Genomic DNA, 25,966 nt, shown 5'->3' with positions numbered 1-25,966 from the left:
GGTGCTGGCCGCCATCTGCGTGGCCATACTGGTCTTCGGGGTCTCGTCCCTGCGTGCGGAAGCGACCCTGAGCATCAATCCGCCTGCACCATTGCCCGTCTCCGTGGTCACCGCCGATTATGACGGCGATGCCCGTATCGAGGAATTCTTCCCCGGCCTGATCCTGGCCCGCCGTCAGAGTGCACTCGGTTTCGAGCGCGGCGGCCGCATCGATGCCATCCATGTCGATGTCGGCGACCGGGTCGAGGCCGGCCAGGTCATCGCCGTGCTCGACACGCGCGCCGTGCAGGCCCAGGTCGCAGCCGCCGACGCCCAGACGTCGGAGGCTGCAGCCCAGACCGCATTGGCCGCCGAGACCGAGGCGCGCCAGGAACAATTGCTCGAACGCGGCCATATCTCTCAGCAACGCCTTGACGAGGTGCGCACCACCACCCGTGCTGCCCGCGCGCGCCAGGCCGCGGCTGCAGCGGCGGCCAATGCGCTGCGGATCGAGCTCGATCTGTCCATCATGACGGCGCCCTTTGACGGTGTTGTCACCGCGCGTCTCGCCGATGAGGGGGCCATCGCTGCGCCGGGCCAGGCCCTGCTGGAACTGGTTGAAAGCGACTCGCTGGAAATCCGTGTCGGCCTGCCGCCACTGCTCGCGGCGCGGCTGGAGCCGGGGCGCGACTATCCCTTCATCGCCGATGGCGAGCCGATGACGGCCCGCTTCCGCGCCTCGACTGGCGTGGTTGATCGCCAGACCCGCACCGTGACGGCGCTGTTCGACATTGAATCCGGCCCGGCTGCGGCCGGCCAGGTCGTGCGCCTGTCCATGGCGACACCGATCGAGGCGGAAGGCTTCTGGGTTCCCACCTCTGCCCTCGCCGAGGGGCGGCGTGGTCTGTGGACCGTCTATGTCCTCAATGAGGACGGGGCCGGTTACCGCCTTGAGGCCCGCGTTGTCGAGACCGTCCGCATCGAGGCGGACCGGGTCTTCGTGCGCGGCACGGTCGCCGATGGCGAGCTGGTGCTGGCATCGGGTATCCAGCGCATCACACCGGGCCAGAGCGTCCTGCCCGCCGTTGAGGGCGAGCTGATCGAGGCGCGCGCGCAATGAGCACGATCTTTTTCCGCTATTCCCGGCTGACCATCCTGGCCGTCATCCTGCTGGTTGCGGCCGGCATGGGCGCCTTCATGTCGCTGGGCCGCCAGGAAGATCCCTCACTGGTCGAACGCTTCGGCGTTGTCGTCACGGCCTTTCCCGGCGCTTCGGCGGAACGGGTCGAGGCGCTGATCACGGCGCCGCTCGAGGACTCCATTCACGAGCTGGCCGAAATCAACGAGACCAGCTCGACCTCGCGCTCGGGCATTTCCATCATCCATCTGCGTATCCGCGAGGATCTCAGCGCTACCCAGGTCGACCAGGCCTGGACCCAGATCCGCGAACAGGTGGAGAGCGTGCGCACTGCGCTGCCCGCCGGCTCCATGGCCCCTGATGTGCGGCGCCAATATCTCGGCGCCGCGACCATGATCGTTGCCCTGTCCTGGGGCGATGAGGGCACGGAAAACCTGCCAATCCTCTCGCGCCTCGCAACCGATCTCGAGAACCGGCTGCGCAATATGGCCGGCACCGAGGAGACCGCGATTTTCGGCGAGGTCGAGGAAGAGATCCGCATCATCGCCGATCCTGACACCCTGGCGGCGCTCGGCCTGAGCGTGGCCGATGTCGCGCGGCTGACTGCCAGCGCCGACGCCAAGGCACCGGCCGGTGAATTGCGCTCGGACACGGTCGATCTCAATGTCGAGATCGCCGGTGAGTTCAACAGTGTCGACCGCATTCGCGCTATTGCGCTTGGACAGGGGCCGGACGGCTCCTTCATCCGCGTCGGCGATGTTGCCGATGTCGAGAAGGGCGCCCGCAACCCCGTCGAGGCGATGGCCACCACGGACGGGCGCCGCTCGGTCTTCGTCGCCGCCTATCTGCAGCCGGAACTGCGCGCCGATCTCTGGTCGCTCGATGCCGACGCACTGGTGGCGGAATTTGCCGCTTCGGTGCCCGGCGTGCGTGTCGAAACCCTGTTCCGCCAGGGCGATTATGTCGCCTCGCGCCTCAACGGGCTGGCGCAGAATCTCGGTTTTTCGGCCCTGATCGTCTTCGCCGTGCTGTTCCTGATGATGGGCTGGCGCGCCGCCCTGATTGTCGGCTCCGCCCTGCCGCTGACCGTGCTGGCGGCGCTGCTGCTGACCCGGATCTATGGCGAGCCCCTGCACCAGATGTCGGTCACCGGCCTGGTCGTCGCGCTCGGCCTGCTGATCGATAATGCCATTGTCGTGGTTGATGAATACCGGCTGTTCCGCGCCCGCGGCCGCTCGCCGGTCGATGCGTTGGATGCCTCGCTGAAGCATTTGTTCGCGCCGCTACTGGCCTCGACCATGACGACCATCTTCGCCTTTGCCCCGATCGCGCTGATGCCCGGTGCGGCGGGCGAGTTCATTTCGATGATCGGGATTTCCGTCATCTTTGCCGTCGGTTCCTCCTTCATCCTGGCGATGACCGTGGTGGGGGCCTTCGCGGCCTGGTTCGACGATGCCGGTGCCGGCGAGGAGCCCAAGCGCTTCTGGCGTCACGGCATGGGCGCCGGTCCGCTGGCACCGCTCTACCGCCATATGCTCGACACGATCACGGCGCGGCCCTGGGTCGGGATCGGGGCCAGTCTGTTGCTGCCGATTGCCGGCTTTGCCGCCGCCTCGACCCTGCCGGTGCAGTTCTTTCCGCCGACCGATCGCGACATGTTCCAGATCGAACTGGAATTGCCGTCCTCGGCCTCAATCGCCGAGACCGCGCGCCAGACCGAGCGGGCCCGCGCCATCATCGAAAGCTATGAGGGCGTCGAACACGTCTCCTGGGTGATCGGCCAGAGCGGGCCGCGTACCTATTACAATGTCGTCGGCAACCGTTCGGGCATGCCCAACTACGCCGCCGGTTTCGTTCACACCAGCTCGGCCGCAGCGACGCACCGCATCCTGCCGGCGCTGCAGCGTGAAATGCTCAACGCCTTTCCGCAGGCGCGATTTCTCAGCCTGCCCTTCGAGCAGGGCCCGCCAATCCCGGCGCCGATCGAACTGGTGCTGGTCGGTCCGGAACTGACCGAGCTCAACCGGCTGGGCAATGAGATCCGCGCCGTGCTGGCAACAACCCCGACCGTGACCCACACGCTGGCCCTGCTCGAAATGGGCGAGCCGGTGGCCCGTATCATGGCCGACGAAGCGTCGGCCGAACTCTCCGGCATGCGCCTTTCCGAACTCGCCGACCGTTTGCGCGGCGATCTGGACGGGGTCGTCGGTGGCAGTGTCCTGGAAGGTGTCGAGGAACTCCCCGTTCGCGTCATCACCCGGGACGACAGGCGATCCAACCTCGCCTCTGTCGCCGGCGCTCCCCTGACGTCCCGTGGCGGCGATATCTTCGCCGCGCCGGTTTCAGCGCTGGGCGAGATGACGCTGGCGCCGCAGGTCTCGGTGATCCCGCATGAGGATGGCCGCCGGGTGAACACGATCTATGGCTATCTCGAGCCCTACACCCTGCCGGCTCCGGCGCTGGAGCATTTCTTCACTGCGCTGGACGCCGCCAATATCGCGCTGCCGCCGGGCTATGAGCTGCAGATTGCCGGCGAGGCCGCCGAGCGCGGTAACGCCATGGCCGATCTGCTCAGCACAGCCGTGCCGCTGCTGGTGCTGATGATCGGCTCGGTCGTGCTCGCCTTCAACAGTTTCCGCTATGCCGCCATCATCCTGGTCGTCGCGGTCCTGTCGGTCGGGCTGGCGATGTTCGGGGTCTGGCTGTTCGGCACCCCGCTGGGCTTCAATGCCATTGTCGGCTCGATGGGGCTGATGGGGTTGTCGATCAATGGCGCCATCGTCGTGCTCTCGGCCCTGCGCACCAATCCCGCCGCCGTCGCGATGCAGCCCGGTGCTGTGCAGGAAACGGTGGTCGATGCGACCCGCCACATCATCTCGACGACGCTGACGACGATTGGCGGTTTCGTGCCGCTGCTGCTGTCGGGCGATGCCTTCTGGCTGCCCTTCGCCGCGGCCATGGTCGGCGGCGTTGCCGGTTCGGCGATCCTGGCCCTGGTATTCGCACCCGCGGCCTTTGCCCTGCTGGCCCGCTTCGAGGACCGCAAGCGCCGCATCAAGGAGAAGATCCGAAACTACAAGCAAAGACGTGATGGCTTGATGCCGGCGGTCGAACAGGCCTAGAGCGCTCCCGATGGAGGCGCGAAGCATGACCAAGACACGAGGGCCCTGGACCATACATGACGAGCGGACCGTGTTTGAAAGCCCGTGGATGCAGGTGCGCGAGTTCGAGGTTACCCGGCCGGATGGCAAGCCCGGCGTCTATGGTGTCATGTCGCCGCGCAATCTGGCGCTGGCGATCTTGCCGGTTCATGCCGACGGCACCATCACCCTGGTCGGCCAGCACCGCTTCCCGCTTGATCGCTATAGCTGGGAGATTCCCGAGGGCGGCGGTCCGCTTGGCGAGGCCGCGCTGGACGGCGCCCGGCGCGAGCTGAAGGAGGAGACGGGCCTCACCGCCGATCACTGGCACGAGATCCTGCAGCTGGACCTGTCCAACTCGATCACCGACGAGCGCGCGATCGGTTATCTGGCGACCGGTTTGCACCCCGGCGAGCCGGAACCGGAGGGCACGGAAGTCCTGCTAACGCGCAGCCCACACTTTCTTGATGCCCTCGATGAGGCGATGTCGGGCCAGATAACCGACGCATTAACGGTGGCGATGTTGTTGCGCGCTTACTATATGGCCCAGCAAGGCCTGTTGGCGGCAGGGCTTGCCAATGTCATGCTACGCCGCTGAAGGCAGGAGAGACCGATGTCACTGAGCCAGGCCAATGCCCCCATCGCCGCGCGGACCGGAATCCAGGCCGTCTGGGCGCGACTGCGCGTCGAAGCGGCTGCCGCTGCGGCGGAAGAGCCGATCCTCGCCAGTTTCCTCAATGCGGCCGTGCTGCGCCATGACGAGTTTTCCCATGCGCTGGCCTATTGCCTGGCCAGCAAGCTCGCCGATGCCCAGCTCGATGCCATGCTGGCGCGCGATGTCGCCGAGGCGGCCCTGGCGGGCGATCCGGGCATTGTCGACCAGGCGATTGCCGACATGGTGGCCGTCGAGGAGCGCGACCCGGCTTGCAAGAGCGTGCTGCAGCCCTTCCTCTATTTCAAAGGCTATCAGGCGCTGCAACTGCACCGCATTGCCCACTGGCTGTGGAGCGAGGGGCGGCAGAACCTGTCCTTCCACCTGCAAAGCCGGGTGTCCGAGCGGTTCGGTGTCGATATCCATCCCGCCGCCAAGATCGGGCAGGGCGTGATGATCGACCATGCCACCTCCGTCGTGATCGGCGAGACCGCCGTGGTCGGTGATGATTGCTCGCTGCTGCACGAGGTGACGCTGGGCGGTACCGGCGCGGCGCATGAAGATCGCCACCCCAAGGTCGGGCGCGGCGTGCTGATCGGGGCCGGCGCCAAGGTGCTCGGCAATATCGAGATCGGCGATCATGCCCGTATCGCGGCCGGATCGGTGGTGCTCAAATCAGTGCCCGCCGGCTGCACCGTCGCGGGCGTGCCGGCCAAGGTGGTCGGCAATTGCTGTCCGCAGCCCGCGCAGAGCATGGACCAGAGCATCCCTGACGGGAAATAGCGCCGCTCGTCTGCGTTCGGCGCGCCGCGGGCGCGAATCAACGCAGGCATCGCACTGGACGCGCCCCCCCTGCATGGGCTTATTTGTCGCCAATTCGAATCCCCGACCGGAGAGATACCGTGAACAAGAACATGACCGCAGTCGAAGCCGCGAAACTGCAACGCTTCCTGCGCACCAAGCTGCACCCGGACATGGCCGTGCAATGCCGCAACCGTCCGGACGAATGCGCCGAGATCCATATCGGTGACGAGTGCCTCGGCGTCGTCGCCAAGGTCATTGACGAGGGTGAGACCTCCTACTCCTTCGAGATCACCATCCTGGACATTGACCTGGAAGACCTTTGATCGCTCCGTCGACGACCGTTCTTGAAGCGCGCCAGGTCACCAAGACCTATCCGGGCGGTGTCGAGGCGGTTGCCGGCGTTGATCTGACGCTGCAGCGTGGCCAATTGCTGGCCCTGGCCGGCGCATCGGGCTGCGGCAAGACCACCATGCTCAAACTGATCAACCGCCTGGAGGAGACTTCGGGCGGTTCGATTCTGTATGAGGGCGAGGATATTGCCGGCCTCGATGGCGTCACCCTGCGCCGCTCGATCGGCTGGGTGATGCAGGGCGATGGCCTGTTTCCCCATTATACCGTGGCGGAAAATGTCGCCATCGTGCCGCGCCTGCTCGGCTGGGAGGCGGGGGCAATCGAGACCCGCGTGCGCGAAATGCTCGAGCTGGTCCGTCTCGATCATGACGTGTTCGCCGACCGCTATCCCGACGCCCTCTCGGGCGGCCAGCGCCAGCGCGTCGGCTTTGCCCGCGCCCTGGCCGGCAAGCCGGACCTTCTGTTGATGGATGAGCCCTTTGGCGCGCTTGACCCGATTACGCGTGACGGTCTGCAACAGGATTTCATGGCGCTGCAGGCCCGGCTCGGGTTTTCTGCGCTGATGGTCACCCATGACATGGCCGAAGCCCTGATCATGGCCGACACGGTCGCGGTGATGCGCGCCGGGCTGATCGTGCAGCAGGGCAGCCCGGGCGAACTGCTCAAATCGCCGGCCGATGATTATGTCGCCGATCTGCTCGAAACCCCGCGCCGCCAGATGCGCCGCATCGCGGAGCTGGAGGCATGAGCGCGAATTTCGCCGAACGCTGGGCCGAGCTGCCGCATCTTCTCGCCGGCCATGTCCTGCTTTCGCTCGCCGCGATCGCGGTCGGCATGGCGATCAGCGTGCCGCTCGGCATTTACGCGGCCCGGCGCCCGCGTCTGGCCGGCAGCGTGCTCAATATCGCCGGTGTCATCCAGACGATTCCCGGCCTGGCCCTGCTGGCGCTGATGGTGCCGCTGCTGGGCGGGATGATTGGCTACTGGCCGGCCTTCCTGGCCCTGATGCTGTATTCAATCCTGCCCATCCTGCGCAATACGATTGTCGGCCTGCAAGGCGTCGAGCCCGGTGTGCGCGAGGCCGCGCGCGGGCTCGGCATGACCGAATCTCAGCGCCTCTGGCGTGTCGAGCTGCCGCTCTCCCTGCCGGTGATCGTCGCCGGTCTGCGCACCTCGGTCGTCTGGGTCGTCGGCGCGGCAACGCTGGCAACGCCGGTCGGGGCGTCGAGCCTGGGCAATTATATTTTCGCCGGGCTGCAGACGCGCAACTGGCTCTCGGTCCTGTTCGGCTGCGTCTTCGCGGCCGGCCTCGCCATCGTGTTCGACCAGATGATCCGCCTGCTCGAGGTCGCGGCACAGACCCGCCGCCGCGGTCTCGCCGGCGGCGTCGGCATCGCCCTGGCGCTGGTGGTCGGCCTTTCCGTCCTGCCCTCGCTGATGCCGGCCGCATCACCGGCAGCGACAACAAGCGGCGGGAGCGTCGCGGCGCCCGCCAGCCTGGCCGGCGAAACCATCCGCATCGGTGCCAAGGCCTTCACCGAGCAATATATCCTCGCCGAACTGATGCAGGGCGCGCTCGAGGATGCCGGCGCTGTCGTTGAACGCCGCGACAATCTCGGTTCGACCATCGCCTATGACGCGCTGCGCTCGGGCGAAATCGATGTCTATATCGATTATACCGGCACGATCTGGGCAACGGTGATGGGGCGGCCGCAGGCCGCGGAGCGTCATTTGATGCTCGCTGAGATGACCGCCTGGCTGCACCAGCGCGACGGTGTGCTCAGCCTTGGACGCCTCGGCTTTGAAAATGCCTACGGATTCGCCATGGCCCGCGGACGCGCGGCGGAGCTCGGCGTCGACAGCCTGGCGGAACTGGCACCGATTGCCGGCGAGCTGACCGTCGGCGGCGATCCGGAGGTTTTCGTGCGCTCGGAATGGATCGGCACGCGCGATACCTATGGTCTGGCCGCCATGCGTACCCGGGCGATGGATTCGACCTTCATGTATGGCGCCGTGCGTGATGGCCAGGTCGATCTGATCAGCGCCTACACCACCGATGGCCGCATCGCCGCCTATGATCTGCAAGTGCTGGCCGATCCGGCGCATGTCCTGCCGCCCTATGATGCCGTGATCCTGCTGTCGCCGCGCGCTGCGGCGCTGCCGGGTCTGGCCGGGGCGCTGGCACCCCTGATCGGGGCGATTGATGGCGACGCGATGCGCGAGGCCAATCGCCAGGTTGATCTCGAGCATCAGACGCCGGCCCAGGCGGCGGCCTGGCTCGCGGCGCGGCTGGAGGAAAACTGATGGCGGGTTATGTCGGTCATGGCCGCTTGCAGGATGGCGAATGGCTGATGCGCGCCTGCGCCGTGATGAATCGCGATCTGCCGCCGCACGCGCCGGAATACACGCCGGACACCCAGCTCAATCGCGCCTACACCACCCAGGCGGCCGAGTTCGAGACCCTGCTGGCGAAAATCGACCCGGAAGGCGATATCGATCGCTCGATTTTCCCGACCCTGGCCTATTTCACCGCGTCAGAGGGCTGGCCGCTGGATATCATCTTCGCCGCCATCGCCGCCTTCCTCGTCTGGATCTTCATGCCCAACTGGTATGGCATCATGGAATATGCGGCCTATGTCGTCATCGCGGGCTTCGTTGCCGTCCAGTATCTGCGCGCCCGCCGCGTGCGTGAGCGCGCCGAGCGCGGAATGCAGCGCCTCGGCTTGCAGCCGGGTGAAGAAAACAGCCTGACCCTGCGCATGCTGGTGAAATACCGGGTGATTCCGCCGACCCTTCACTGAAGCGACCGGGCGATGACGGGACCGCCGGTGCGCGGGCCGGGAGGGCACGGCGGCCCCTGATTCGCGCCCGCGCCAAGAGTGTGCTACCAGTAAGTGTATTCACAGTGCGTAGAAACCCCGACTTGCGGAGGTAAAAATGCGCGTAATCCTGTTTATTCTGCTGACGGCGTCGCTGTCCGGCTGCATGACCCAGCGTAATGGCGACCTCGTGTCGTCAGCGCTTCCCGTGATTACTTTCAGTGCTGCCGAGTACCACCACTATACCAATCTGGAACCGACGCCCGGTCAGGATAGAGTCTCCTGGTTTGAGCTGGTTTCGGCTCGCTCGCGCAGTTCCGACGTCGACGCAGTACGCGATCGAACGGATGCTGCGATCGCCGGGATCCTGATTTCCAAGTCTGACCTGATCTGCGACCAGTATTTTGAACGCGTGATCGTCGTGCGCAATCAATCCGTGTCGGTGCTGCAACTGGGCGCGCTGGCCGCGTCCGGGGCCGTGCCCCTGGCCACGCCGGACCGGAGCGGTCGCTTGCTGGGTGGTGTGGCCTCCTTCCTGACCGGCTCTCGTGCCGCGCTGGAGCAGACGGTGTTTGACGGGGAAGATATTCGCGAATTGCGCCGCGCGGCCCTGACCGCGCGGGAGGAAACGCGGCTCGCCTTGCTGGCCCGAATGGACGAGGCCCAGGGCGGGACGGCCCAGCTCGCGGTGCTCGCGGCAGAGCTCGGCAACTATCACCGTCAGTGCGGGATCGAGTTCGGGGCCGACTTCCGCTCCTCCCTGGTCGACCAGGCGGCGCGGGAAACATCGGATGAGCCGGCTGGTGCACCCGCTGCCGGCGCTGAGCCAGCCGGGGCGGGCGGCGCTGAACCGCCGGGCGCTACAATCGATCCAGGCGCTGAAACCCCGGCCTGACCCAAAACGGCGCGGCTCGTCAGAGCCGCGCCGTCCTGATTCCCTGTTCGGATCGTCGTTACAGCACAGTCAGCATCGTCGCCACCAGTGGATGGCGCACGATGTCCTCCGCTGCCAGGCGGCAGACGGCGATATCCTCCAGCGGTTCCAGCTTGTCGGCGATGATGCCGAGGCCCGACATGCCGGGCAGGAGATCGGACTGTGCCGGATCGCCGGTGACGACCATGGTCGCATTCCAGCCCAGCCGTGTGAGCAGCATTTTCAGCTGCACATAGGTGCAGTTCTGCGCCTCATCGACGACGACGAAGGCGTTATTGAGGGTGCGGCCGCGCATATAGCCGATCGGCGCGATTTCGATCAGGCCCTCGGCCATCATCGCCTGCAGGCGTTTCGGCGACAGCCGGTCGGCGAGGGCGTCGTAGAGCGGGCGCAGATAGGGGGCGAGCTTCTCCTCCATGGCGCCGGGCAGGAAACCGATCGATTCGCCGGCTTCGACAGCGGGGCGTGAGAGCACGATGCGGCTGACCTCTCCCGCCTCGAGCGCCTCGACCGCCTTGGCGACGGCGAGATAGGTCTTGCCGGTGCCGGCCGGCCCGAGCGCCAGCACCAGATTGTGCTCGTCGACCGCTTTCATCAGGACGGCCTGGCCCTCCGAGCGGGGTTTGACATTCTTGACGTATCTCTGGTCGCGCATGGGATCGCGCGTTTCCGGCGTCCAGTTGGTTCCCGGGAAAAGGGCGCGAACCTTCGTCTCCTCTGTCTGATAGTGGGCCGAATTGAATTCACCGGTCCGGCTGCGACGTTTGGCGATACGCTTGGTCATGGCAGGGCTCTCCACACATGAAAAACCCCTCGGCCGAAGGCAGAGGGGCAACAAATAGCTTGCGATGGGGATGCTTCGGACGAATCCGGCAGGCAGGGCCGTGGGGCACCAGTTTCTGGCGGGCTGGGGTGCAGACTGTCCATGACGTCTGATCAGGCCTTCCGTCCGGCGTTACCGAAACGATTGCGAGGCAGCGCCCCGAATCGCAGCTACAGTGTGAGTGTAGCGTGGTGAATCAAATCTCAACGCGCGCGTCGCTAAAATTTCATCGAATTCTTCAGGGAGACAGACATGGCCATTTATGCGTTGGGTGATTCCCGGCCGGAACTTCCGGGCGATGACCAGTATTGGGTCGCCCCCGATGCCAGCGTGATGGGACGTGTGATCCTGCGCGAGAATGCCAGTGTCTGGTATGGCGCGGTCGTGCGCGGGGACAATGATCCGATTGAAATCGGTGAGGATTCCAATGTCCAGGACCTCTCGGTCCTGCACACCGATGTCGGCGCGCCGCTGACGATTGGCAAGGGCGTGACCATCGGGCACCGGGTGATGTTGCACGGATGCACGATCGGCGATTATTCGCTGATCGGGATCGGCTCGACCATCCTCAACGGGGCCGTGATCGGGAAAAACTGCATCATCGGTGCCCACACATTGATCACCGAGGGCAAGGCCATCCCCGATAATTCACTGGTGGTGGGCTCGCCGGGGCGCGTCATGAAGACGCTCGACGCGGATACGGCCGAGATGCTCAAAGCCTCGGCCGATCATTATGTCGAGAACTGGAAGCGGCACAAAGCCGAGCTGCGCCGAATCGACTGATTCGATCCGGCCTGGAAACCGTGTCTGAAGCCGATTCATCAGATGGAAAATGGTGAAGCGGCTCAGGTTTTTGAGCGGTCGCATTTTCGAACCGCAAAACCGGTTCCCACTTTTGCTGAAAATGCTCTAGTTGGCGCGGCCCCAGAGATTGCGGATGTTTTCGTCGGCATCGCGTCCCAGATTGAACCAGGCGGCGCGATCATGGGTGGCGTCGATAATCAGCAGGCGATCATCGCGATCGAGGATGTGGCTGAGCTCATTGCGCAGCACGGCGGCCGTGGTCGGCCCGCGCAGCAGCCAAGTGCCCGGCGTGATCTGTTCCAGTTCGCCATAGGCGGTCAGGGCGTTGCGGAATTCGGGACCGGCTTCGGACTGGATTTCCGTCACGATGACGAAGTTTGCGGGCCGCACGCCTGCTGTGACACGCTTTTCCGGGGCAGGACCGCCGGCATTCGCCGCGAGCCAACCGGTGAATTCCTCGACTTCAGAGGCGGCGCACCAGCCTTCATCGCGGGCATTGGAGACCTGGGAATGGGCCGCAATCCGGCCCTCGCTGACGAAAGCCTTCATCTGCGGCGGGGTATAGGGGCCGTAAACACGGCCTTCGACTTTTACAAACCAGGACATTGCGATTCCGTCATCGCGAGGCATATCGGTTCTCTCTCGCACTTGCACAAGTACTTTCTATTCCACGGATACGGCAAGAATCAGGCCGACTCGGCGTTTTTACCGGGGAAACGCGACTCAAGTACGATCGGGGGGTGATCAGGCGGCTTCGCTACTCTTCTTATCTGCGTCAGGGGGATCGAACACGACCGCGAAGCCATTGTCCAGAATACGAGCCACACATCCTGTCATTTCACCCACACGTAGCAATTCGCCCAGGCGCGGCCTTTCCAGGCACTCGAAGGCGGCGCCGGAAACCGAGACATCGATCACATTCGCCTGGATCACCACACCGTCATTGAGCAGGATGCGCGCGCGGCCACGTCCCGGCTTGCGGGCGGCGGTGCGATCTTCTTCCAGACCGAGCCGGTCCTTGTTGAAGCGCCAGGTAATGGTGTCAGCGAGCTTGTCGCGCTTGCGCGATGTCGCATTGAAGCGGATCGAGAATTCCTCGCCTTCGGCGCGGACAATCGTGCCCTCGATGCGGCCAATGCTGGAGATCATCAGCACGATGCGGGTATTCGCCGCCGGCATGGTGCGCGATGTCACCCGGGCGCCGCCCGGCGAGATATCCAGCAGCCGGCAGGCGTGCTCACCCAGCGTTTCCGACCAGAACCGGCCATGAAGCTGTAGCGGCACGCGCGTGTGACGGCGCCTTTCCTGGGCACCGCGGGCGGCGATCTTGATCTTGCGGCGGTCTAACCGGCCTGTGTCCTGCTGCATGGCATCCATCTCCTGCAAGCAAGGACGATAGAGCCAAGCGGTTAAGAAGTGTTTTCAACTACTGGTCGTTTGCGATCATCACTGAAAGACGCGGATCCCGGCCGGGCTGCGGGGGAAACAGGATGCCGGGATTGGCCGGCGGGCGCACTTCCCGCAGGCTGGTACGCAGAATCGGCCGTCCGTTGAGCGAATCGGCAGCCTCGAGCGGCTGGAACAGGCCCAGGGTGCGGTCGACCAGGCCTTCCGGGCCGCGCAGCGGCAGGAAGCAGATCTCGACCTGGATCTGGTGCATGTCCATCGTTGTCGCGCGCGCAATCACAGAGGCCGGCGATACACCGCCGAGCGCGGCTTCCAGCACGGCCTCGATATGGGCTGCGTCATGACCGCGCCACAGGCTGAGGAAGTTCTGGTCGCGAAATTCACGCTGATACAGCTCGCACAGGCTGGTGCCCGCCAGCCGGAACACATGATGTTGCGGATCGATCCGCCCCAGAATGAAGACATGACCGAGCAGGGCGGCAATATCCTGTGGCTCGATATCAGCCCGGTATGGCGCCGCGCCGCCGAAACGGCGGGCCTGCCAATAGGCATGCAGGGCTTTCGATTGCGCGTGGCGCATTCCACTCTCCTGACACTGCGGTCACATCCCCCGGCGGCGCGATTGCCGTGCCGGTCTGGCGGAAAGGTTTCAAGATCGGGGCCATGCAAGCGGCTGGAGAAACACCCTGGTCACGCTCGCCAATCGCGGGAATCGCCTCTGCGGGGAAAACGGCCCGGGGTTTGCAAGACCGGTCCCAGGATAGAAGGAGCATGGCCATGCGCGTATCAGCCCGGCACGGTTTTACCATTCTGGCGAGTTTCGCCTTCGTTTTGTGTATCGCTCCGGCCGCTTCGGTCAGTGCGGTGGCGCAGGATTGCTGTACGCCAGCACCGCCACCCACCTCGTGTTGCGATCATGGCGGCGGACATACGGTCAACGTGCCCAACATCAATATCCATGGCGGCAATATCAATGTCGGCGTCAATGTCTCGACGCGCGTCAACGTCAACACCAATGTGACGACGAATGTCGATGCCTCCTCGAGCGCGACATCCAATGCCACGGCTGGTGCGGGCGCCGGTTCGCGGGCGGGCGCCGGCTCGGTCACCTATATCGGTGGCGGCAGCTATTCACCCTATGCCTCCGCACCGGCAGCCACCGCGATCACCGGCCTCAATGTCGCCGGGCTCGAGCGCGAGGCCGAATACGAATTCCGCGAGGAGCAGCGTTCGCGCTGGGTCGAGGAATGGCGCCTGGTGCGTGCGGTCTGTGTCGATGATACCGGCACGCCGCATCCCGCCTCACGCGTGGACAATGGCGACCGGGTCGCTGCGACCTATGACGGCGAGGTCTATCGCTGCGTTGCCGGCACCGCGATGCAGGTGACGATCGGCTGGCGCCAGGACGGGCAGGACAACTGGACCGACGCGCCGACCATCATGTGCCGCAAGGGCGAGGCCCTGCGTCATTCGCCGGGCGGAACGCTGGTCTGCGCCACCCAGGAGCCTCGCCGCAATTGTAACGAGCGCTCGCTGCTGCGCATGTATGGCCCCGGCACCAAGCTGGTCTTCATGCGCCGCGAGGAACACTACACCGAACAGGTCCGCTATGAGCGCGAAAGCGAAAGCATGCGCCTGGTCTCGATGACGCTGATGCTCGATGGCGGCGTCGGCGGCTATCGCTGATCCAAACCAGGACACTCACATGCCACTCGGCATGGCCTGGCCCCGGTTCACAAGACCGGGGCCTTTTTTTGCCTTCGGCTCAGCCGTCCAGCATCTCGTCAAACCAGCGCAGTGACATGCAGGACAGGCCGGCATCGATCTTCCCGATTTCGGACGTTGCCAGTGCCACCACATTATAGCCCGCCTGGTCCAGCATTTCGATCGTGCGCGGGAATTGCGCTCCGGCCAGCACGACATCATTGAGGCGCAGGGCGTTGGCCGCCGCCTCCTCGCCCTCGGGCACGATCAGGGTTTCCAGCCCGTCAAACACGCCCGAGGCCGCGAGACGTGCCGTCGTGAGGACGCAGTTCTCCTCGATCAGCGCGCAATCTGTCTTGAAATGCAACACGCCGGGCGGGGTCGTGACGGTTTTCGAGGCCAGGCCCAGACGGGTGAGGCAGGCCCCGAGCGCGCCGGCGCCGGCGGCATTGGTGCGCGCCGACAGGCCGATCAACACCCGGTCGGGCGTCACCAGGATATCGCCGCCATCGGCGAAGCCTGTGCCGGCCATCTCCAGCACCGTCTCGAATCGCCGCTTCAGCACCGGCGCCAGTTGAGCTGTCTCGCCGCGCCGGGCCGCATTGCCCGGCCGCAGCAGGATCGCGCCGGCTGAAAACACCAGCGCCGGATCCTCGACGAAGACCGAATCGGGAAAGGCCTCCAGCGGCGGCAGCACCGTCACGGCCAGCCCGGCCGCCTCCAGCGCCTCGACATAAGCGGCATGTTCCGCCGCGACACCGTCATAATCGGGATCACCATGATCGACAGCGCGAAGCCCCTTCACCACAGACGCCGAGGCTTCCCGCACCAGGGCGGCATTAAAACGATAGACAGGGCGGGCGAGGGGCATGGACGGGGCTCTTGATGTTGACGACAGATATCGTTGTCACCTCGCCAGCGGCGGTTCAAGTGCTCACTTGCTGGTCCGATACGCGTCTGCAATGGCGATCACCAACCCACGTCATACAGGCCCGGCCTCGCCGGGGATGTTGCGGCCCCGCGCGGCGAGTTCTCAAAGCAAAAACAATAATTCTCGTCATCCTGACGCAAGTCAGGACCTCGAGCCGACAAGGGCGCAGCCTGCGATGTCGAGGTCCCGGCCTTCGCCGGGATGACGATGAGTATTGTGCGTAGCCGCCCGCGCCCGCCCCCGCTTCACGAGCCCGTCGAATGGTGATTATCTCCCGCCCGCAACCGCAACCGCAACCGTCGACAAGGCCAGCCCCCATGACCCCGCTCTCCATTCTCGAACTCGCCCGCATCACCGATACCGGCGATGTCCGCACTGCGCTCGACCATGCGCGCGATGTCGCCGTGCATGCGGAGATGTGGGGCTTCAAGCGGATGTGGCTGGCCGAGCACCATAATTTCGCGGGCATCGCCAGCGCCGCCACATCGCTCGCCATCGCCCATATCGCGGCCGGCACGAGCACGATCCGCGTCGGCGCCGGCGGCATCATGCTGCCCAATCACGCGCCCTATATCATCGCGGAACAATTCGGCACGCTGGCCAGCTTGTATCCCGGCCGCATCGATCTCGGCCTCGGCCGCGCACCCGGCACCGACCAGCGCACCGTCCAGGCCCTGCGCCGCGCGCCCGGCTCGGATGACCGCTTCCCCCAGGATGTGCAGGAGCTGCAGGCCTGGCTCGCCCCCTCGCGGCCCGGCCAGGCGGTGCAGGCGATTCCCGGCGCCGGCACCGAGGTGCCGCTCTGGATCCTCGGCTCGAGCCTGTTCGGCGCCGGCCTCGCCGCCGAGCTCGGCCTGCCCTATGCCTTCGCCTCCCACTTCGCCCCCGCCGCCCTGATGCCGGCGCTGGAGGCCTACCGCGCCCGCTTCAAACCCTCCGCCCAGCTGGACCGGCCCTACGCCATGGTCGGTGTCAATATCGTCGCCGCCGACAGTGACGAAGAGGCCCGCCGCCTCGCCACCACCCAGCAAATGAGCTTCACCAACCTCATCCGCGGCACCCCCGGCCTCAGCCGTCCGCCCATCGACGATATCGACACTTATTGGTCAGCCGCCGAAAAGGCCCATGTCACCCAGATGATGAGCTGTTCCATCCATGGCGGCCCGGAGACGGTTCGGGCTGGCATCGAGGCTTTGGTTGCACGCACGGGGGCGGACGAGCTGATCGTGGTGTCGGATGTCTATGAGCACGCGGCGCGGCTCAGGTCGTTTGAGATTATGGTGGGGTGAGGGGCTTCTCTCCCACCCATAAACCACTACGCGTTGTCATCCCCGCCGGATGTCCGGCCTTGAGCCGGACGAAGAGCGGGGACCTACCCGTTATTCCAGCTGGGTTGGCGGGTAGGTCCCTGATCTGCGCCCCGCCTTCGCGGGGCATCCGTCAGGGATGACAATTATTTGATTTATCATGGAAATATCAAACGGTTCGGAATGCTCCGAACAGGGGGTGATTTCCCTCGCGCGAGCGCTTATCTCTGCGCAAACCAACCTCGCAGGAAGCGTGTTATGACCAAAGCCCAGATCGTATATGATGATTTCGCCCGGGTGGAGATGCGGCTGGGCCGGATTGTCGAGGCGCTGGAATTCCCCAAGGCGCGCAATCCTTCCTACAAGCTGTGCGTTGATTTCGGGGATTTCGGGACGCGCTGGTCGAGCGCCCAGATCACCAATTATGCCCGCGAGGACCTGGTCGGGCGCCGCGTCGTGTGTGTCGTCAACATGCCGCCGCGCAATATCGCCGGCTTCCTCTCCGAAGTGCTGATCCTCGGCGTGCCCAATGCGGCCGGCGCGATCATCCTGCTGACGGCCGCCGATGATGCAGAGCTGGGCGGCGAGGTCGCCTGAGGGGCGCCACGCTCGTAGACGAGATCGCGAGGCCGTCACCAGCTCCGCCCCGGACTGAAGTCCGGCGCACCTCTTCCATCAAGGAAGAGGAGGAGACAGGCGATGCGGCAGGGATAATCACCCTCCTCTTCCTTGATGGAAGAGGTGGCCGCGAAGCGGTCGGAGCTGGTGAGGATGACGGGAACAGCGGTGCCGACGCCGGCACTTATCCCCCACGCCTCACAATTATCCCACGTCATCCCGGCGAACGCCGGGACCTCGACGCGACAAGTGCGGAGCCCGTGATATCGAGGTCCTGACTTGCGTCAGGATGACGAGGTCTGGGTCAACTTATCCTCACCCCATCCATCCCCGCGCATAATGCCCCCATCTTCAGCCGAGCGGGGCGTTTCTAGACCGTCTGGTGATGTGGCTGGGGTGCGGTGCCTCGAGTGGGCCGGGAATAACGGTCCGGTCCATGAAAGAGCGAAGGAGACAGACGGCAATCCTGGAGGTTCACTCACTGACGGTGACCAGACCCTTGTACCGGCCAAGGCCGGGACGTGACAGGCAGGGGCATCAATGGGCGGAGGCAAGACCGGGTGTTACGCCCCGGCGCGATCTGCCCCACACGATGGTGAGGGCGTGGCCACTGGCCCCGCCGGACCGGCAGGCTTGGAATTGGACAGATAAGACAAGTCGCGACCTTCGTAAAAACATCGCGTGCGGGAAGATCCGGAGGATCGGATTTTCACTAAAGCGCTTAACGAGACAAGGGTTCAACGGATCTTCCCGTGCATCCCGCCTGATGATGACCCCATCCCTCCAGCGGCTTGCCGCGTGGAGATTTTGCTGCAGGCGGACAGGAAAAGGCCCCGGACTCCCCCAAGTCCGGGGCCTCCACCCATCCGGCGGTACTGATCGTGGATCAGTCGCTGGAATAGGGATTGATGCTCTGGAAGGTGGCGCTGTTGCCGATCGCGGTCGCGGTGCCCGACATCACGCTGCCGCTGGTCATCTGGCCGGTCACCACCGAGCTGATGGCGGCATTATTGGTCTGGTTCATATTGCCATAGGCGGTGACGGGGCATTCCGAACAGACATAGGTCGTGGCGGCATTGCCGAAGGCCGTCGCCGAGGCCAGCGCGACCCCGCCGGCACCGCCGGTGAAGGTCGTCGTCGCGTTGACGGCGCCATCATTGGTCTGGTCCAGGCCCATGAAGGCATCGGCGCCGATATTGGAGATGACGGCCGAATTGCCGACGCCCTCGGCCGAGAGCGTGACGACATCAATGTCGAAATTGCCGATATCGGCGCTGGCTTCCGCATCGACCTGGCCGGCATTGTCCTGGCTGCCCTGCATGTGGGCATAGCCATTCTCGTTCTGCATCCAGGCCGAATTGCCATTCGCCGAGGCGATGATCTGGGTTTCCTCGGCCCCGCCGCCGGCCTCGAGGCTGGCGCTGGCGCCGACATTGCCGCGATTGTCCTGGTCGAGATCGACGATGTGGGAGGGATACATGTAATAGCCCTCGATCGAGGCCGAATTGCCATTGGCCGCGGCCACCGTCGAGGCCGACCAGCCGAGCCCGCCGCCATTGGCGAGGACATAGCTGTCGGCGCTGACATCGGCGCCGGAATCCTGGCGCAGGTCGAGCGTATTGTCGCCGCCATAAGACACCGAGCCATAGGCATTGGCGCTCGCCGTCGCCGTGGTGACAGAGCTCATGGCATAATTCGAGACATTGAGGCGGGCCGTCGAGCTGACACTGGAGCCGTCGAGCGCAGTCTGCGTCGCCGTTGCATCCATCGTCTCGTCATTGATCAGACTGGCCGAATTGCCGATCGCCGAGGAGGTCGTGATCGCGGTGCCGTGGATGATTCCCGCCGTCGTCGTCGCCGAGGTGGCGACCGAACCGGAGAAGGTCTGGTCGCTGTCGACATCGTGCGCTGTGGCGAAATCACCGGTCACGGCATTGGCCATGCCGATCGCGGTCATCGTCGCGGTATGGGCCTCGGGCGTGTCACCATTGGCGACCACCGAGATCGCGGCATCGAGATTGAGCTGGCCGTTGAGGACCTCAGTCGTATCGTCCGCGAAGATAGGTGCGGACACTGTCATCACGGCGCTCGTGGCCATGATCCACACTCTCACGCATTTGGACATTGGAGGTCTCCCTGGAGCCATAGGCCGTGGCGATATTGATACCGCCGGTCGTATTGGTTGGTCCGCTGCTGACGCCGCCGCCGATCGGGTCGCTATAGGCACACGCCGCCGACGGATCGACGCCGTAGAGCTGGGCGGAAATTTCAAGCACGGCGCGTTCGATCACGGTGCGCACGGCGAGCTGAACCGGCTCGAGCGAGCGGCCGCCGGCCGAGATGTCGACGACAGCATCGCCCCAGAAGGCGAAGACGCCGGCGCTGATCTCGCGGCCGATGATCTGCTTCTGGTAGGAAATGACGTCGACGGTCTCCATGGTCTGGGTCTCGTTGAGACGCAGGTCGAGGCCGATATTCATCACCCACATGCGGCGGGAGAACAGGCCCGTCGGGTCGCTGTCGATCCGGTCGCCGGCCAGCACGTCGGTGCCCGAGGAGCGGATATTGTAATTGAGCTCGGTGATGCCGCCGACCAGATTGTAATCGGAGCCGGGCAGGGAGGCCGCGCGGATCTCGCGCTGGGTGCCGTCGGCATTGCCGATCAGGGAATTGTTGGCATAGCGCAGTTCGAGCTCGGAAATCGAGGTGTCGAATCGCTCGACCAGGCGGATGCCGGCTTTCGAGAAGGCCGAGATCGCCATCAGCGAAGCGCCCTGGGTGATGGCGGCGCCGCCTTCCAGCGAGGCGCGGCCGGTATAGTCCGACAACCGTCCGACCGCGACGCGCGGCGAGCGCAGATTATGGGCCCGGGCGTAATTGGCCAGGCAGACCAGCGCTTCTGAATAGGGCGTCGGATTGGGCGTCACCGGCGAATTGCCGATCGGCGTCACGTAATTGCCGTCGGGGCCGGAGCGGTCTGTCGACGCGCAGCCGGTCAGGGCAAGAACGCTCGCCAGCGAGGCGAGGAGGAGTTTGGCTTTAATCATTATCGCTACTCACATTGCCGTCGGACTGGGCACTGGCGTTGATGTCGCCATTATTGATCTGGGTCGAATTGACGATCACGGTGTTGTACTGGCCGCTTACATTGACATTGAGCTGGTTGCCGATCGCGGTGGCGCCGGACCCGACCCCGCCGCCGAACAGGCCGCCATGGGAGGAGACGCCGACGCCGGTCTGGATCACGCCGTCAATGATGACGCGATTGCCCGCCGTCGAACGGCTCGCCGCGCCGGCGCTGGCGGCAGCGCCCGCACTGGAGCTTGCTCCGGACCAGGCCTGGGTCTCCTGACCGCTGGCAACGCCATAAGGGCGCTCCCACTGAGCCGTCGTCGAGACCGACTGGCCCAGCGCGGTGGCCGGGGCCAGAATGGCCGTGATTGTTGCAAGGGCGATCGTGATCCTGCGGGTTTTCATTGTCTCACGTCCTTCAAAACGCAATTCTCACAACGGTGATGTGCAATGGGCGTGCCAGCGGGTGAATGGGCCGATCTCCGTTCGCCTGTTGGGGGAAACCTTCTGTTAGGACGTTGAAAGTGCCCGATTGGGCCAGAGTTTCGAGGAGAATGACTGGTGAGTGTGCCGCAACGGGACGATCAGGTCCGGACGCCGATCTTCAATGCCATGCCAGCCGCTGTCCTGATCCTGGCCACAGCGATCCTGGCCAGTGCCGCGCTCATGGCGCTGAGTCCCGAAGCGGGACGCTGGATCCTGGCCAGCAGCCTGGTGATCAGCGGTCCGGCCGGCACGGCCCTGCCGGCACAGCCGCTCGGTCATGTCGCGCCGCTGCTGCTGCACGTCTTCATCCATTTCGGCCTGCTGCACCTGGTAATGAATCTGGCGGTGCTGGTCGGGGCCGGCCGTGCCGTCGGCCTGGCGCTGGGCGCCGGGATCAAGGGGACAGCAGGATTCCTGGTCTTCTTCTTCATGTGTGCGGTGGCCGGTGCCGGACTGGAAGTGCTGTTGCCGCATGACGGGATCGTGCAGATGGGCGGCGCCTCGACCGGCGTCTCCGGCCTGATCGCCGCGGCCGGCTGGGTGCGCGGCGGCTATCGCGGCATGCTCGGCCTGGCGCTGCCCTGGATCGGCTTCAATATCCTGATCGCCCTGACCGGCATGGTGCTGCCGATCCCGATCAGCTGGGCCGGGCATATCGGCGGCACGGTGGCCGGCGCGCTGCTGTTTCCGCTGGCGCTGGCGACATTCGGCGAAGGCCGGGGCAGGGATGGCGGCGATGGCGGTCGCTTCAGCGCCTGATCACCACAGCCGGTCGATCTGACGCACGCCATCGATTTCGAAGCCCTTGATGATCGCGTTGCCACCCGGCGACAGCGACAGGATCAGCCGCACACCATTATCGCCATCGGAATCGCGTTCGCGCAGCCGCCGTTCGAAGGCCAGGGCCAGCTCACGCGAGGCGTAATAACGCTCGATATTGAACACGCCATACACCATGACCCGGTGCACCGGGCGGGGCTCGTCGAGGCGATCACCGGTCTGAGGGTCGGTCCATTCTGAGTCGATCGTATGGCTCGAGCGGACAAAGCCATGGATGAAGACACCGCTGTCCGGCCGCCGTGTCTGCAATGAGACCGGATGCCAGTTGCCATCCTCGCCCGGCGCCAGCGTGACATAGAGCGCATCGCCAGCCTTGAAGACGTCCTCGTCCGTAAGCTCGCTCGCATCGAGCGACTGCAGCTCGGTGGTGATCATGCTGAAATGGCCCAGGAAGATGTCGCGCGGATCATAACCGCGCACATCGAGCACGACTTCGGTGCCATGCGCCCGGGCTGTGGCGTGATTGACGACGAGGAAGCCGAGAAAGGCCGTCATCGCGGCGGCGATCAGGGCGAGGCGCGCGGTGGTCTTCATGATGCGTCCTCCGTGGACGGCGCGGGCGGCGCGGCGGCGACCTGTTGCCGGCGCAGGCGCAACAGGCCGAGGCTGAGACCGAAGAGAATCGCGCCGCCCATCAGGAAGAAGAGCGCCGTATCGAGCAGGCCGCCGAAGGTCTCGGCATAGACGTAAAGCGTCTGCAGCACGAAGCCGGCAATCCCCAGCCCGCCGACAAAGGACTGGCCGGGCCGCGTGCCCTGCACGATCATCGCCACGCACAGACCGTAGAAGATGGCGCCGATCAGGATGCGCACCCAGATCAGCATTTCCGGTCCGGCCGCATTGACCAGGCCGGGGATGGCTGCAGCCACCAGGCCGGCCGCAACATAGGCGAGGGCGGTGGTCCAGCCGGCATGGCCGGCCGTGACCCGGCGCCAGGCGGCAAGGGCGAGGACGACCACACAGCTCCCGGCGATGACGCCAAACAGGCCGGAACCGTCGCCGGGCGCCAGAAAGCGGGCCTCATCAAGGGGCCATTGCAGGAGGTAGGCGCCGAGCAGGGCGAAGGCGATTCCCCACGCGGCCAGCACCCCACCGCCGGCGATGCCGCGGTCGCGGGCCCGGGCGGCGATGAGGCCGATGGCGGCGGCGATCAGTATGCCGGCCATGAAGGCCTGCAATTCTCCGAGCCGGTGCGTCGCCTGCTGGGTCCACACCAGGTGGCCGATCCACAGGAAGAGGGCGAACGAGAGCAGGTTGAAGCTGACGCGCGAGCCGAGCCGGTGGGCCAGCGCTGCGGTCAGCCCCCAGACCGGCAGATAGCTCCACACGATGCCGGTCACATTGGGATTGAAGATTTCCAGCCCCGCCCACAGCGCTCCCAGTACGGTCGCCAGGATCAGCACCGGGCGCGAGGGCAATACAAGGGCGATGGTCCCGGCCGCTGCGGCCCAGACGAGGACGGCTGTATTGCGGAAGGAGGTCATGTTGAAGGTCTGCGCGGTGAGCATGATGGCAGCACCGAACAGGGCCGCGCCCAGCAGGGCCAGGGCGTGGCCGATGACCGGAGCGCCGCGGTCGAAGGCGCGGCCGGCGCCGAGCAGGGCGGCCCACAGCGCCAGCACAATTGTGCCGAAGCGCAGCAGGCGCGGCATCGCATCCCAATTGGCGGCGACAAAGCTCAGGGCCGACATTGCCAGCAGGGCGGCCCCGAGAATGGCGAGGGCGCCGGCGGCGTTCCAGCGTCCCGGTTGCGCGTCGACATCGGCGAGAATGGCCGGGCGGTGGCTGGCCTCGACCCATCCGGCGGCAATCCAGCGTTCCAGGTCGCGGGCCAGTCTGGCGCGATATCCCATCGTGTCTCTCCCCTGAGATCGGTCGCAAAAGCGTGCCCGTGCACCGTGGGCTTGTCCATGTTTGTTTGATTCACATCGCCCCCGGGCTCGGGACCGCGTGCGCCCCGGCCGGTTTTGTGGTATGAAACAACTGCACCTGCGAGGAGGGCTGGCGATGAATATGGACTCCATTCTGCGCGGCAAGGGACGCGACGTCGTCGCGATCAATGAAGCGCTCAGCCTGGGCGAGGCGGCCAAGCTGATGGACGCGCACGGAATCGGCGCACTGCTGGTCTGCGACAGCCATGACAGGCCCACCGGTGTGGTGTGCGAACGCGATATCATCCGCGAACTGGCGCTCAATGGCGCCGCCGGTCTCGGCCGGCCCATCTCCGGCGCCATCACCGCCGCATTCCTGACGGCCGCGCCCGAGGATCTGACCGAGACCGTCATGGTGCGCATGACCGAACGACGCGTGCGGCATCTACCGGTGCTGGATCAGGGCCGGGTGGTTGGAATCGTCTCGATCGGCGACCTGGTGAAGGCCCGTATCGCCGAGGTCGAGGCCGAAACGGACGACCTGCGGAACTATATCCATCACTGATGCAGCCGGGCGCAGTCCCGTGTGTGCCTGCCAGACAAGGGCGATGCGGCGATTGCTGCCACAAAACTGATACAAAATGCCGTCAGGGGGTTGCTCTATCCCGGCCATCCTGTAGAACCCGCTTCACCAACGGCGCCGGCGCAGCGGTTTACCACTTGCGCCTCAGCGCCGTTTGTTTATTATGTGAGGTCTTGTCGCTTTTTGAGGATGACTCGTTCCACTTTCGGGTGTGACGGTCGGGAATTTTTTCGCCGGTTTTGGCCGCTGAAACATCTTCTGCACTTCCTGAGAATAGCGAATTGACTTCAAAAACCGGGCGGCTTAAACCCCGCCCTCCTCAACGGGGCGGCCCAGAAAATCGGGTCAGAACAGAGAGGGGAAGGCTCTCGCCTTTCAGTGCCAAAATGGTTCGATCCTGGATCTTACCGGAGACATTTTCGCAAGAAAATCATCCGGTTTCCACGAACTGCAGAGGCCCTGAAATAAGCGTTTGACTTCAAAAACCGGGCGGCTTAAACCCCGCCCTCCTCAACGGGACGGCCCAGAAAATCGGGTCAGAACGGCGAGGGGAAGGCTCTCGCCTTTCGGTGCTGAAATGGTTCGATCCTGGATCTGACCGGAGACATTTTCGCAAGAAAATCACCCGGTTGCCACGAACTGCAGAAGCCCTGAAATAAGCGTTTGACTTCAAAAACCGGGCGGCTTAAACCCCGCCCTCCTCAACGGGGTGGCCCAGCAGATCGGGCCCGAACAGAGAGGGGAAGGCTTCGGCTTTTCGGTTCCGAAAATGGTGTGACCCTGGATCGCGCCGATGAGTGTTCTCGCAAGAGAAACGGTCGGCTCCATCGCACTGCAGACGGTACTGAAACAGCAGTTGACACGGAATGCCGGGCGGCCTAAACCCCGCCCTCCTTAGCCGGAAAGATCGCCCCAGGTGATCGGCCTGGCGCGGACCTAAGCGACGGAAGTTGTTGACGGTTCTGCTCTTTGACATTGTTGATTGGAAAGAGAAACGCAGGCGGCGGCGCTCTGCGGTGGGTCAGACCACCATAGAGACCGATAACGCTGAAGCGTTTTTCTACGACGATTTAAGTTTCGTTCGGTCAGTCTTCGGGCTGGCCTGAATGGAACCACAATCCCGTTGAACTTTGAAATGCCATGCGATGTCGGGATCGAAACTCAACCTGAGAGTTTGATTCTGGCTCAGAACGAACGCTGGCGGCAGGCTTAACACATGCAAGTCGAGCGCCCACTTCGGTGGGAGCGGCAGACGGGTGAGTAACGCGTGGGAACGTACCTTTTGGTTCGGAATAGCCCCGGGAAACTGGGTGTAATACCGAATGTGCCCTTAGGGGGAAAGATTTATCGCCAAAAGATCGGCCCGCGTTAGATTAGCTTGTTGGTGAGGTAATGGCTCACCAAGGCTACGATCTATAGCTGGTCTGAGAGGATGATCAGCCACACTGGGACTGAGACACGGCCCAGACTCCTACGGGAGGCAGCAGTGGGGAATATTGGACAATGGGGGCAACCCTGATCCAGCCATGCCGCGTGAGTGATGAAGGCCTTAGGGTTGTAAAGCTCTTTCAGCGAGGAGGATAATGACGTTACTCGCAGAAGAAGCCCCGGCTAACTTCGTGCCAGCAGCCGCGGTAATACGAAGGGGGCTAGCGTTGTTCGGAATCACTGGGCGTAAAGCGCACGTAGGCGGACTTTTAAGT

General features: G+C 64.6%; 25 protein-coding genes and 1 rRNA gene. 16 read left to right on the top strand and 10 right to left on the bottom strand.

What is annotated here, in order from left to right; genetic code table 11:
* Window position 1: 1 nt before the first annotated feature.
* The 9 genes from ACN0TK_RS14910 to ACN0TK_RS14870 all read left to right on the top strand — a co-directional run bounded on the left by ACN0TK_RS14910 (window position 2) and on the right by ACN0TK_RS14870 (window position 9,778).
* On the top strand, window positions 2–1,099 hold the full coding sequence (locus tag ACN0TK_RS14910; protein WP_417310317.1) for an efflux RND transporter periplasmic adaptor subunit: 1,098 nt from the start codon (window positions 2–4) through the stop codon (window positions 1,097–1,099).
* Complete coding sequence (locus tag ACN0TK_RS14905; protein WP_417310316.1) at window positions 1,096–4,239, top strand: efflux RND transporter permease subunit; 3,144 nt, start codon at window positions 1,096–1,098, stop codon at window positions 4,237–4,239. The genes ACN0TK_RS14910 and ACN0TK_RS14905 overlap by 4 nt, the downstream gene beginning before the upstream one ends.
* A 25-nt stretch (window positions 4,240–4,264) precedes the next feature.
* Window positions 4,265–4,855, top strand: coding sequence for an NUDIX domain-containing protein (locus ACN0TK_RS14900; RefSeq protein WP_417310315.1), 591 nt, complete (start codon window positions 4,265–4,267; stop codon window positions 4,853–4,855).
* Window positions 4,856–4,870: 15 nt separating this feature from the next.
* Window positions 4,871–5,692: a serine O-acetyltransferase gene (gene cysE, locus ACN0TK_RS14895; protein WP_417310314.1), complete on the top strand. Its 822-nt coding sequence runs from the start codon at window positions 4,871–4,873 to the stop codon at window positions 5,690–5,692.
* 119 nt (window positions 5,693–5,811) lie between these two features.
* Window positions 5,812–6,036, top strand: a complete 225-nt coding sequence (locus ACN0TK_RS14890) for a DUF3126 family protein (RefSeq protein WP_417310313.1) — start codon at window positions 5,812–5,814, stop codon at window positions 6,034–6,036.
* Window positions 6,033–6,812 (top strand): ATP-binding cassette domain-containing protein, encoded by a 780-nt coding sequence (locus tag ACN0TK_RS14885; protein WP_417310312.1) that lies wholly within the window; start codon window positions 6,033–6,035, stop codon window positions 6,810–6,812. Before ACN0TK_RS14890 ends, ACN0TK_RS14885 begins: the two co-directional genes overlap by 4 nt.
* The gene (locus ACN0TK_RS14880; RefSeq protein WP_417310311.1) at window positions 6,809–8,368 is read left to right on the top strand and encodes an ABC transporter permease/substrate-binding protein; all 1,560 of its coding nucleotides are present in this window, start codon (window positions 6,809–6,811) and stop codon (window positions 8,366–8,368) included. The genes ACN0TK_RS14885 and ACN0TK_RS14880 overlap by 4 nt, the downstream gene beginning before the upstream one ends.
* A complete protein-coding gene (locus ACN0TK_RS14875) occupies window positions 8,368–8,865 on the top strand; it encodes a hypothetical protein (protein WP_417310310.1) in 498 nt (165 codons plus the stop codon). Before ACN0TK_RS14880 ends, ACN0TK_RS14875 begins: the two co-directional genes overlap by 1 nt.
* 136 nt (window positions 8,866–9,001) lie before the next feature.
* Window positions 9,002–9,778: a hypothetical protein gene (locus ACN0TK_RS14870; protein ID WP_417310309.1), complete on the top strand. Its 777-nt coding sequence runs from the start codon at window positions 9,002–9,004 to the stop codon at window positions 9,776–9,778.
* A 58-nt stretch (window positions 9,779–9,836) separates the two neighbouring features.
* On the opposite strand, the gene ACN0TK_RS14865 is transcribed toward ACN0TK_RS14870, so the two are convergent.
* Window positions 9,837–10,601, bottom strand: coding sequence for a PhoH family protein (locus ACN0TK_RS14865; RefSeq protein WP_417310308.1), 765 nt, complete (start codon window positions 10,599–10,601; stop codon window positions 9,837–9,839).
* Window positions 10,602–10,892: 291 nt separating this feature from the next.
* Between ACN0TK_RS14865 and ACN0TK_RS14860 the strand changes: the two genes are divergently transcribed.
* On the top strand, window positions 10,893–11,423 hold the full coding sequence (locus ACN0TK_RS14860; protein ID WP_417310307.1) for a gamma carbonic anhydrase family protein: 531 nt from the start codon (window positions 10,893–10,895) through the stop codon (window positions 11,421–11,423).
* Window positions 11,424–11,549: 126 nt separating this feature from the next.
* On the opposite strand, the gene ACN0TK_RS14855 is transcribed toward ACN0TK_RS14860, so the two are convergent.
* The 3 genes from ACN0TK_RS14855 to ACN0TK_RS14845 form a co-directional block, all read right to left on the bottom strand.
* A complete protein-coding gene (locus ACN0TK_RS14855) occupies window positions 11,550–12,050 on the bottom strand; it encodes a DUF4339 domain-containing protein (RefSeq protein WP_417310306.1) in 501 nt (166 codons plus the stop codon).
* 138 nt (window positions 12,051–12,188) lie between these two features.
* Complete coding sequence (locus ACN0TK_RS14850; protein WP_417310305.1) at window positions 12,189–12,812, bottom strand: PilZ domain-containing protein; 624 nt, start codon at window positions 12,810–12,812, stop codon at window positions 12,189–12,191.
* 58 nt (window positions 12,813–12,870) lie between these two features.
* Window positions 12,871–13,431, bottom strand: coding sequence for a PAS domain-containing protein (locus ACN0TK_RS14845; RefSeq protein WP_417310304.1), 561 nt, complete (start codon window positions 13,429–13,431; stop codon window positions 12,871–12,873).
* Between the two features lie 197 nt (window positions 13,432–13,628).
* On the opposite strand from ACN0TK_RS14845, the gene ACN0TK_RS14840 reads away from it, so the two are divergent.
* A complete protein-coding gene (locus ACN0TK_RS14840; protein ID WP_417310303.1) occupies window positions 13,629–14,537 on the top strand; it encodes a hypothetical protein in 909 nt (302 codons plus the stop codon).
* 79 nt (window positions 14,538–14,616) lie between these two features.
* Here the strand turns inward: ACN0TK_RS14840 and ACN0TK_RS14835 are convergent, their stop codons facing one another.
* Complete coding sequence (locus tag ACN0TK_RS14835) at window positions 14,617–15,426, bottom strand: dimethylarginine dimethylaminohydrolase family protein (protein ID WP_417310302.1); 810 nt, start codon at window positions 15,424–15,426, stop codon at window positions 14,617–14,619.
* Between the two features lie 377 nt (window positions 15,427–15,803).
* On the opposite strand from ACN0TK_RS14835, the gene ACN0TK_RS14830 reads away from it, so the two are divergent.
* Together ACN0TK_RS14830 and ACN0TK_RS14825 are read left to right on the top strand one after the other, a co-directional pair.
* Window positions 15,804–16,775, top strand: coding sequence for an LLM class flavin-dependent oxidoreductase (locus ACN0TK_RS14830; protein ID WP_417310301.1), 972 nt, complete (start codon window positions 15,804–15,806; stop codon window positions 16,773–16,775).
* A 276-nt stretch (window positions 16,776–17,051) separates the two neighbouring features.
* On the top strand, window positions 17,052–17,390 hold the full coding sequence (locus ACN0TK_RS14825; protein WP_417310300.1) for a tRNA-binding protein: 339 nt from the start codon (window positions 17,052–17,054) through the stop codon (window positions 17,388–17,390).
* Between the two features lie 907 nt (window positions 17,391–18,297).
* On the opposite strand, the gene hfaD is transcribed toward ACN0TK_RS14825, so the two are convergent.
* Genes hfaD through hfaA form a run of 3 tightly spaced genes read right to left on the bottom strand, consistent with a single transcriptional unit; the run spans window position 18,298 to window position 20,888 of the window.
* Window positions 18,298–19,491, bottom strand: coding sequence for a holdfast anchor protein HfaD (hfaD, locus tag ACN0TK_RS14820; RefSeq protein WP_417310299.1), 1,194 nt, complete (start codon window positions 19,489–19,491; stop codon window positions 18,298–18,300).
* Complete coding sequence (gene hfaB, locus ACN0TK_RS14815; RefSeq protein ID WP_417310298.1) at window positions 19,451–20,458, bottom strand: holdfast anchoring protein HfaB; 1,008 nt, start codon at window positions 20,456–20,458, stop codon at window positions 19,451–19,453. Before hfaB ends, hfaD begins: the two co-directional genes overlap by 41 nt.
* Window positions 20,451–20,888 carry a holdfast anchoring protein HfaA gene (gene hfaA, locus ACN0TK_RS14810; protein ID WP_417310297.1) on the bottom strand — a complete coding sequence of 146 codons (438 nt, stop codon included), beginning with the start codon at window positions 20,886–20,888 and terminating at the stop codon, window positions 20,451–20,453. The genes hfaB and hfaA overlap by 8 nt, the downstream gene beginning before the upstream one ends.
* 156 nt (window positions 20,889–21,044) lie before the next feature.
* Here hfaA and ACN0TK_RS14805 point away from each other — a divergent pair, with 156 nt between their 5' ends.
* A complete protein-coding gene (locus ACN0TK_RS14805; RefSeq protein ID WP_417310296.1) occupies window positions 21,045–21,728 on the top strand; it encodes a rhomboid family intramembrane serine protease in 684 nt (227 codons plus the stop codon).
* Here ACN0TK_RS14805 and ACN0TK_RS14800 read toward each other — a convergent pair whose 3' ends face one another.
* Together ACN0TK_RS14800 and ACN0TK_RS14795 are read right to left on the bottom strand one after the other, a co-directional pair.
* Window positions 21,729–22,343 (bottom strand): GDYXXLXY domain-containing protein, encoded by a 615-nt coding sequence (locus ACN0TK_RS14800; protein ID WP_417310295.1) that lies wholly within the window; start codon window positions 22,341–22,343, stop codon window positions 21,729–21,731.
* Window positions 22,340–23,662 (bottom strand): DUF2157 domain-containing protein, encoded by a 1,323-nt coding sequence (locus ACN0TK_RS14795; protein WP_417310294.1) that lies wholly within the window; start codon window positions 23,660–23,662, stop codon window positions 22,340–22,342. The genes ACN0TK_RS14800 and ACN0TK_RS14795 overlap by 4 nt, the downstream gene beginning before the upstream one ends.
* Before the next feature lie 154 nt (window positions 23,663–23,816).
* Between ACN0TK_RS14795 and ACN0TK_RS14790 the strand changes: the two genes are divergently transcribed.
* A complete protein-coding gene (locus ACN0TK_RS14790; RefSeq protein WP_417310293.1) occupies window positions 23,817–24,245 on the top strand; it encodes a CBS domain-containing protein in 429 nt (142 codons plus the stop codon).
* Window positions 24,246–25,425: 1,180 nt separating this feature from the next.
* Window positions 25,426–25,966 (top strand): 16S ribosomal RNA (locus ACN0TK_RS14785); the annotation flags it as partial.

The organism is Devosia sp., assembly GCF_048261455.1.
GTDB lineage: Bacteria > Pseudomonadota > Alphaproteobacteria > Rhizobiales > Devosiaceae > Devosia_A.
This window is presented reverse-complemented; position numbering and strand designations above follow the sequence as displayed.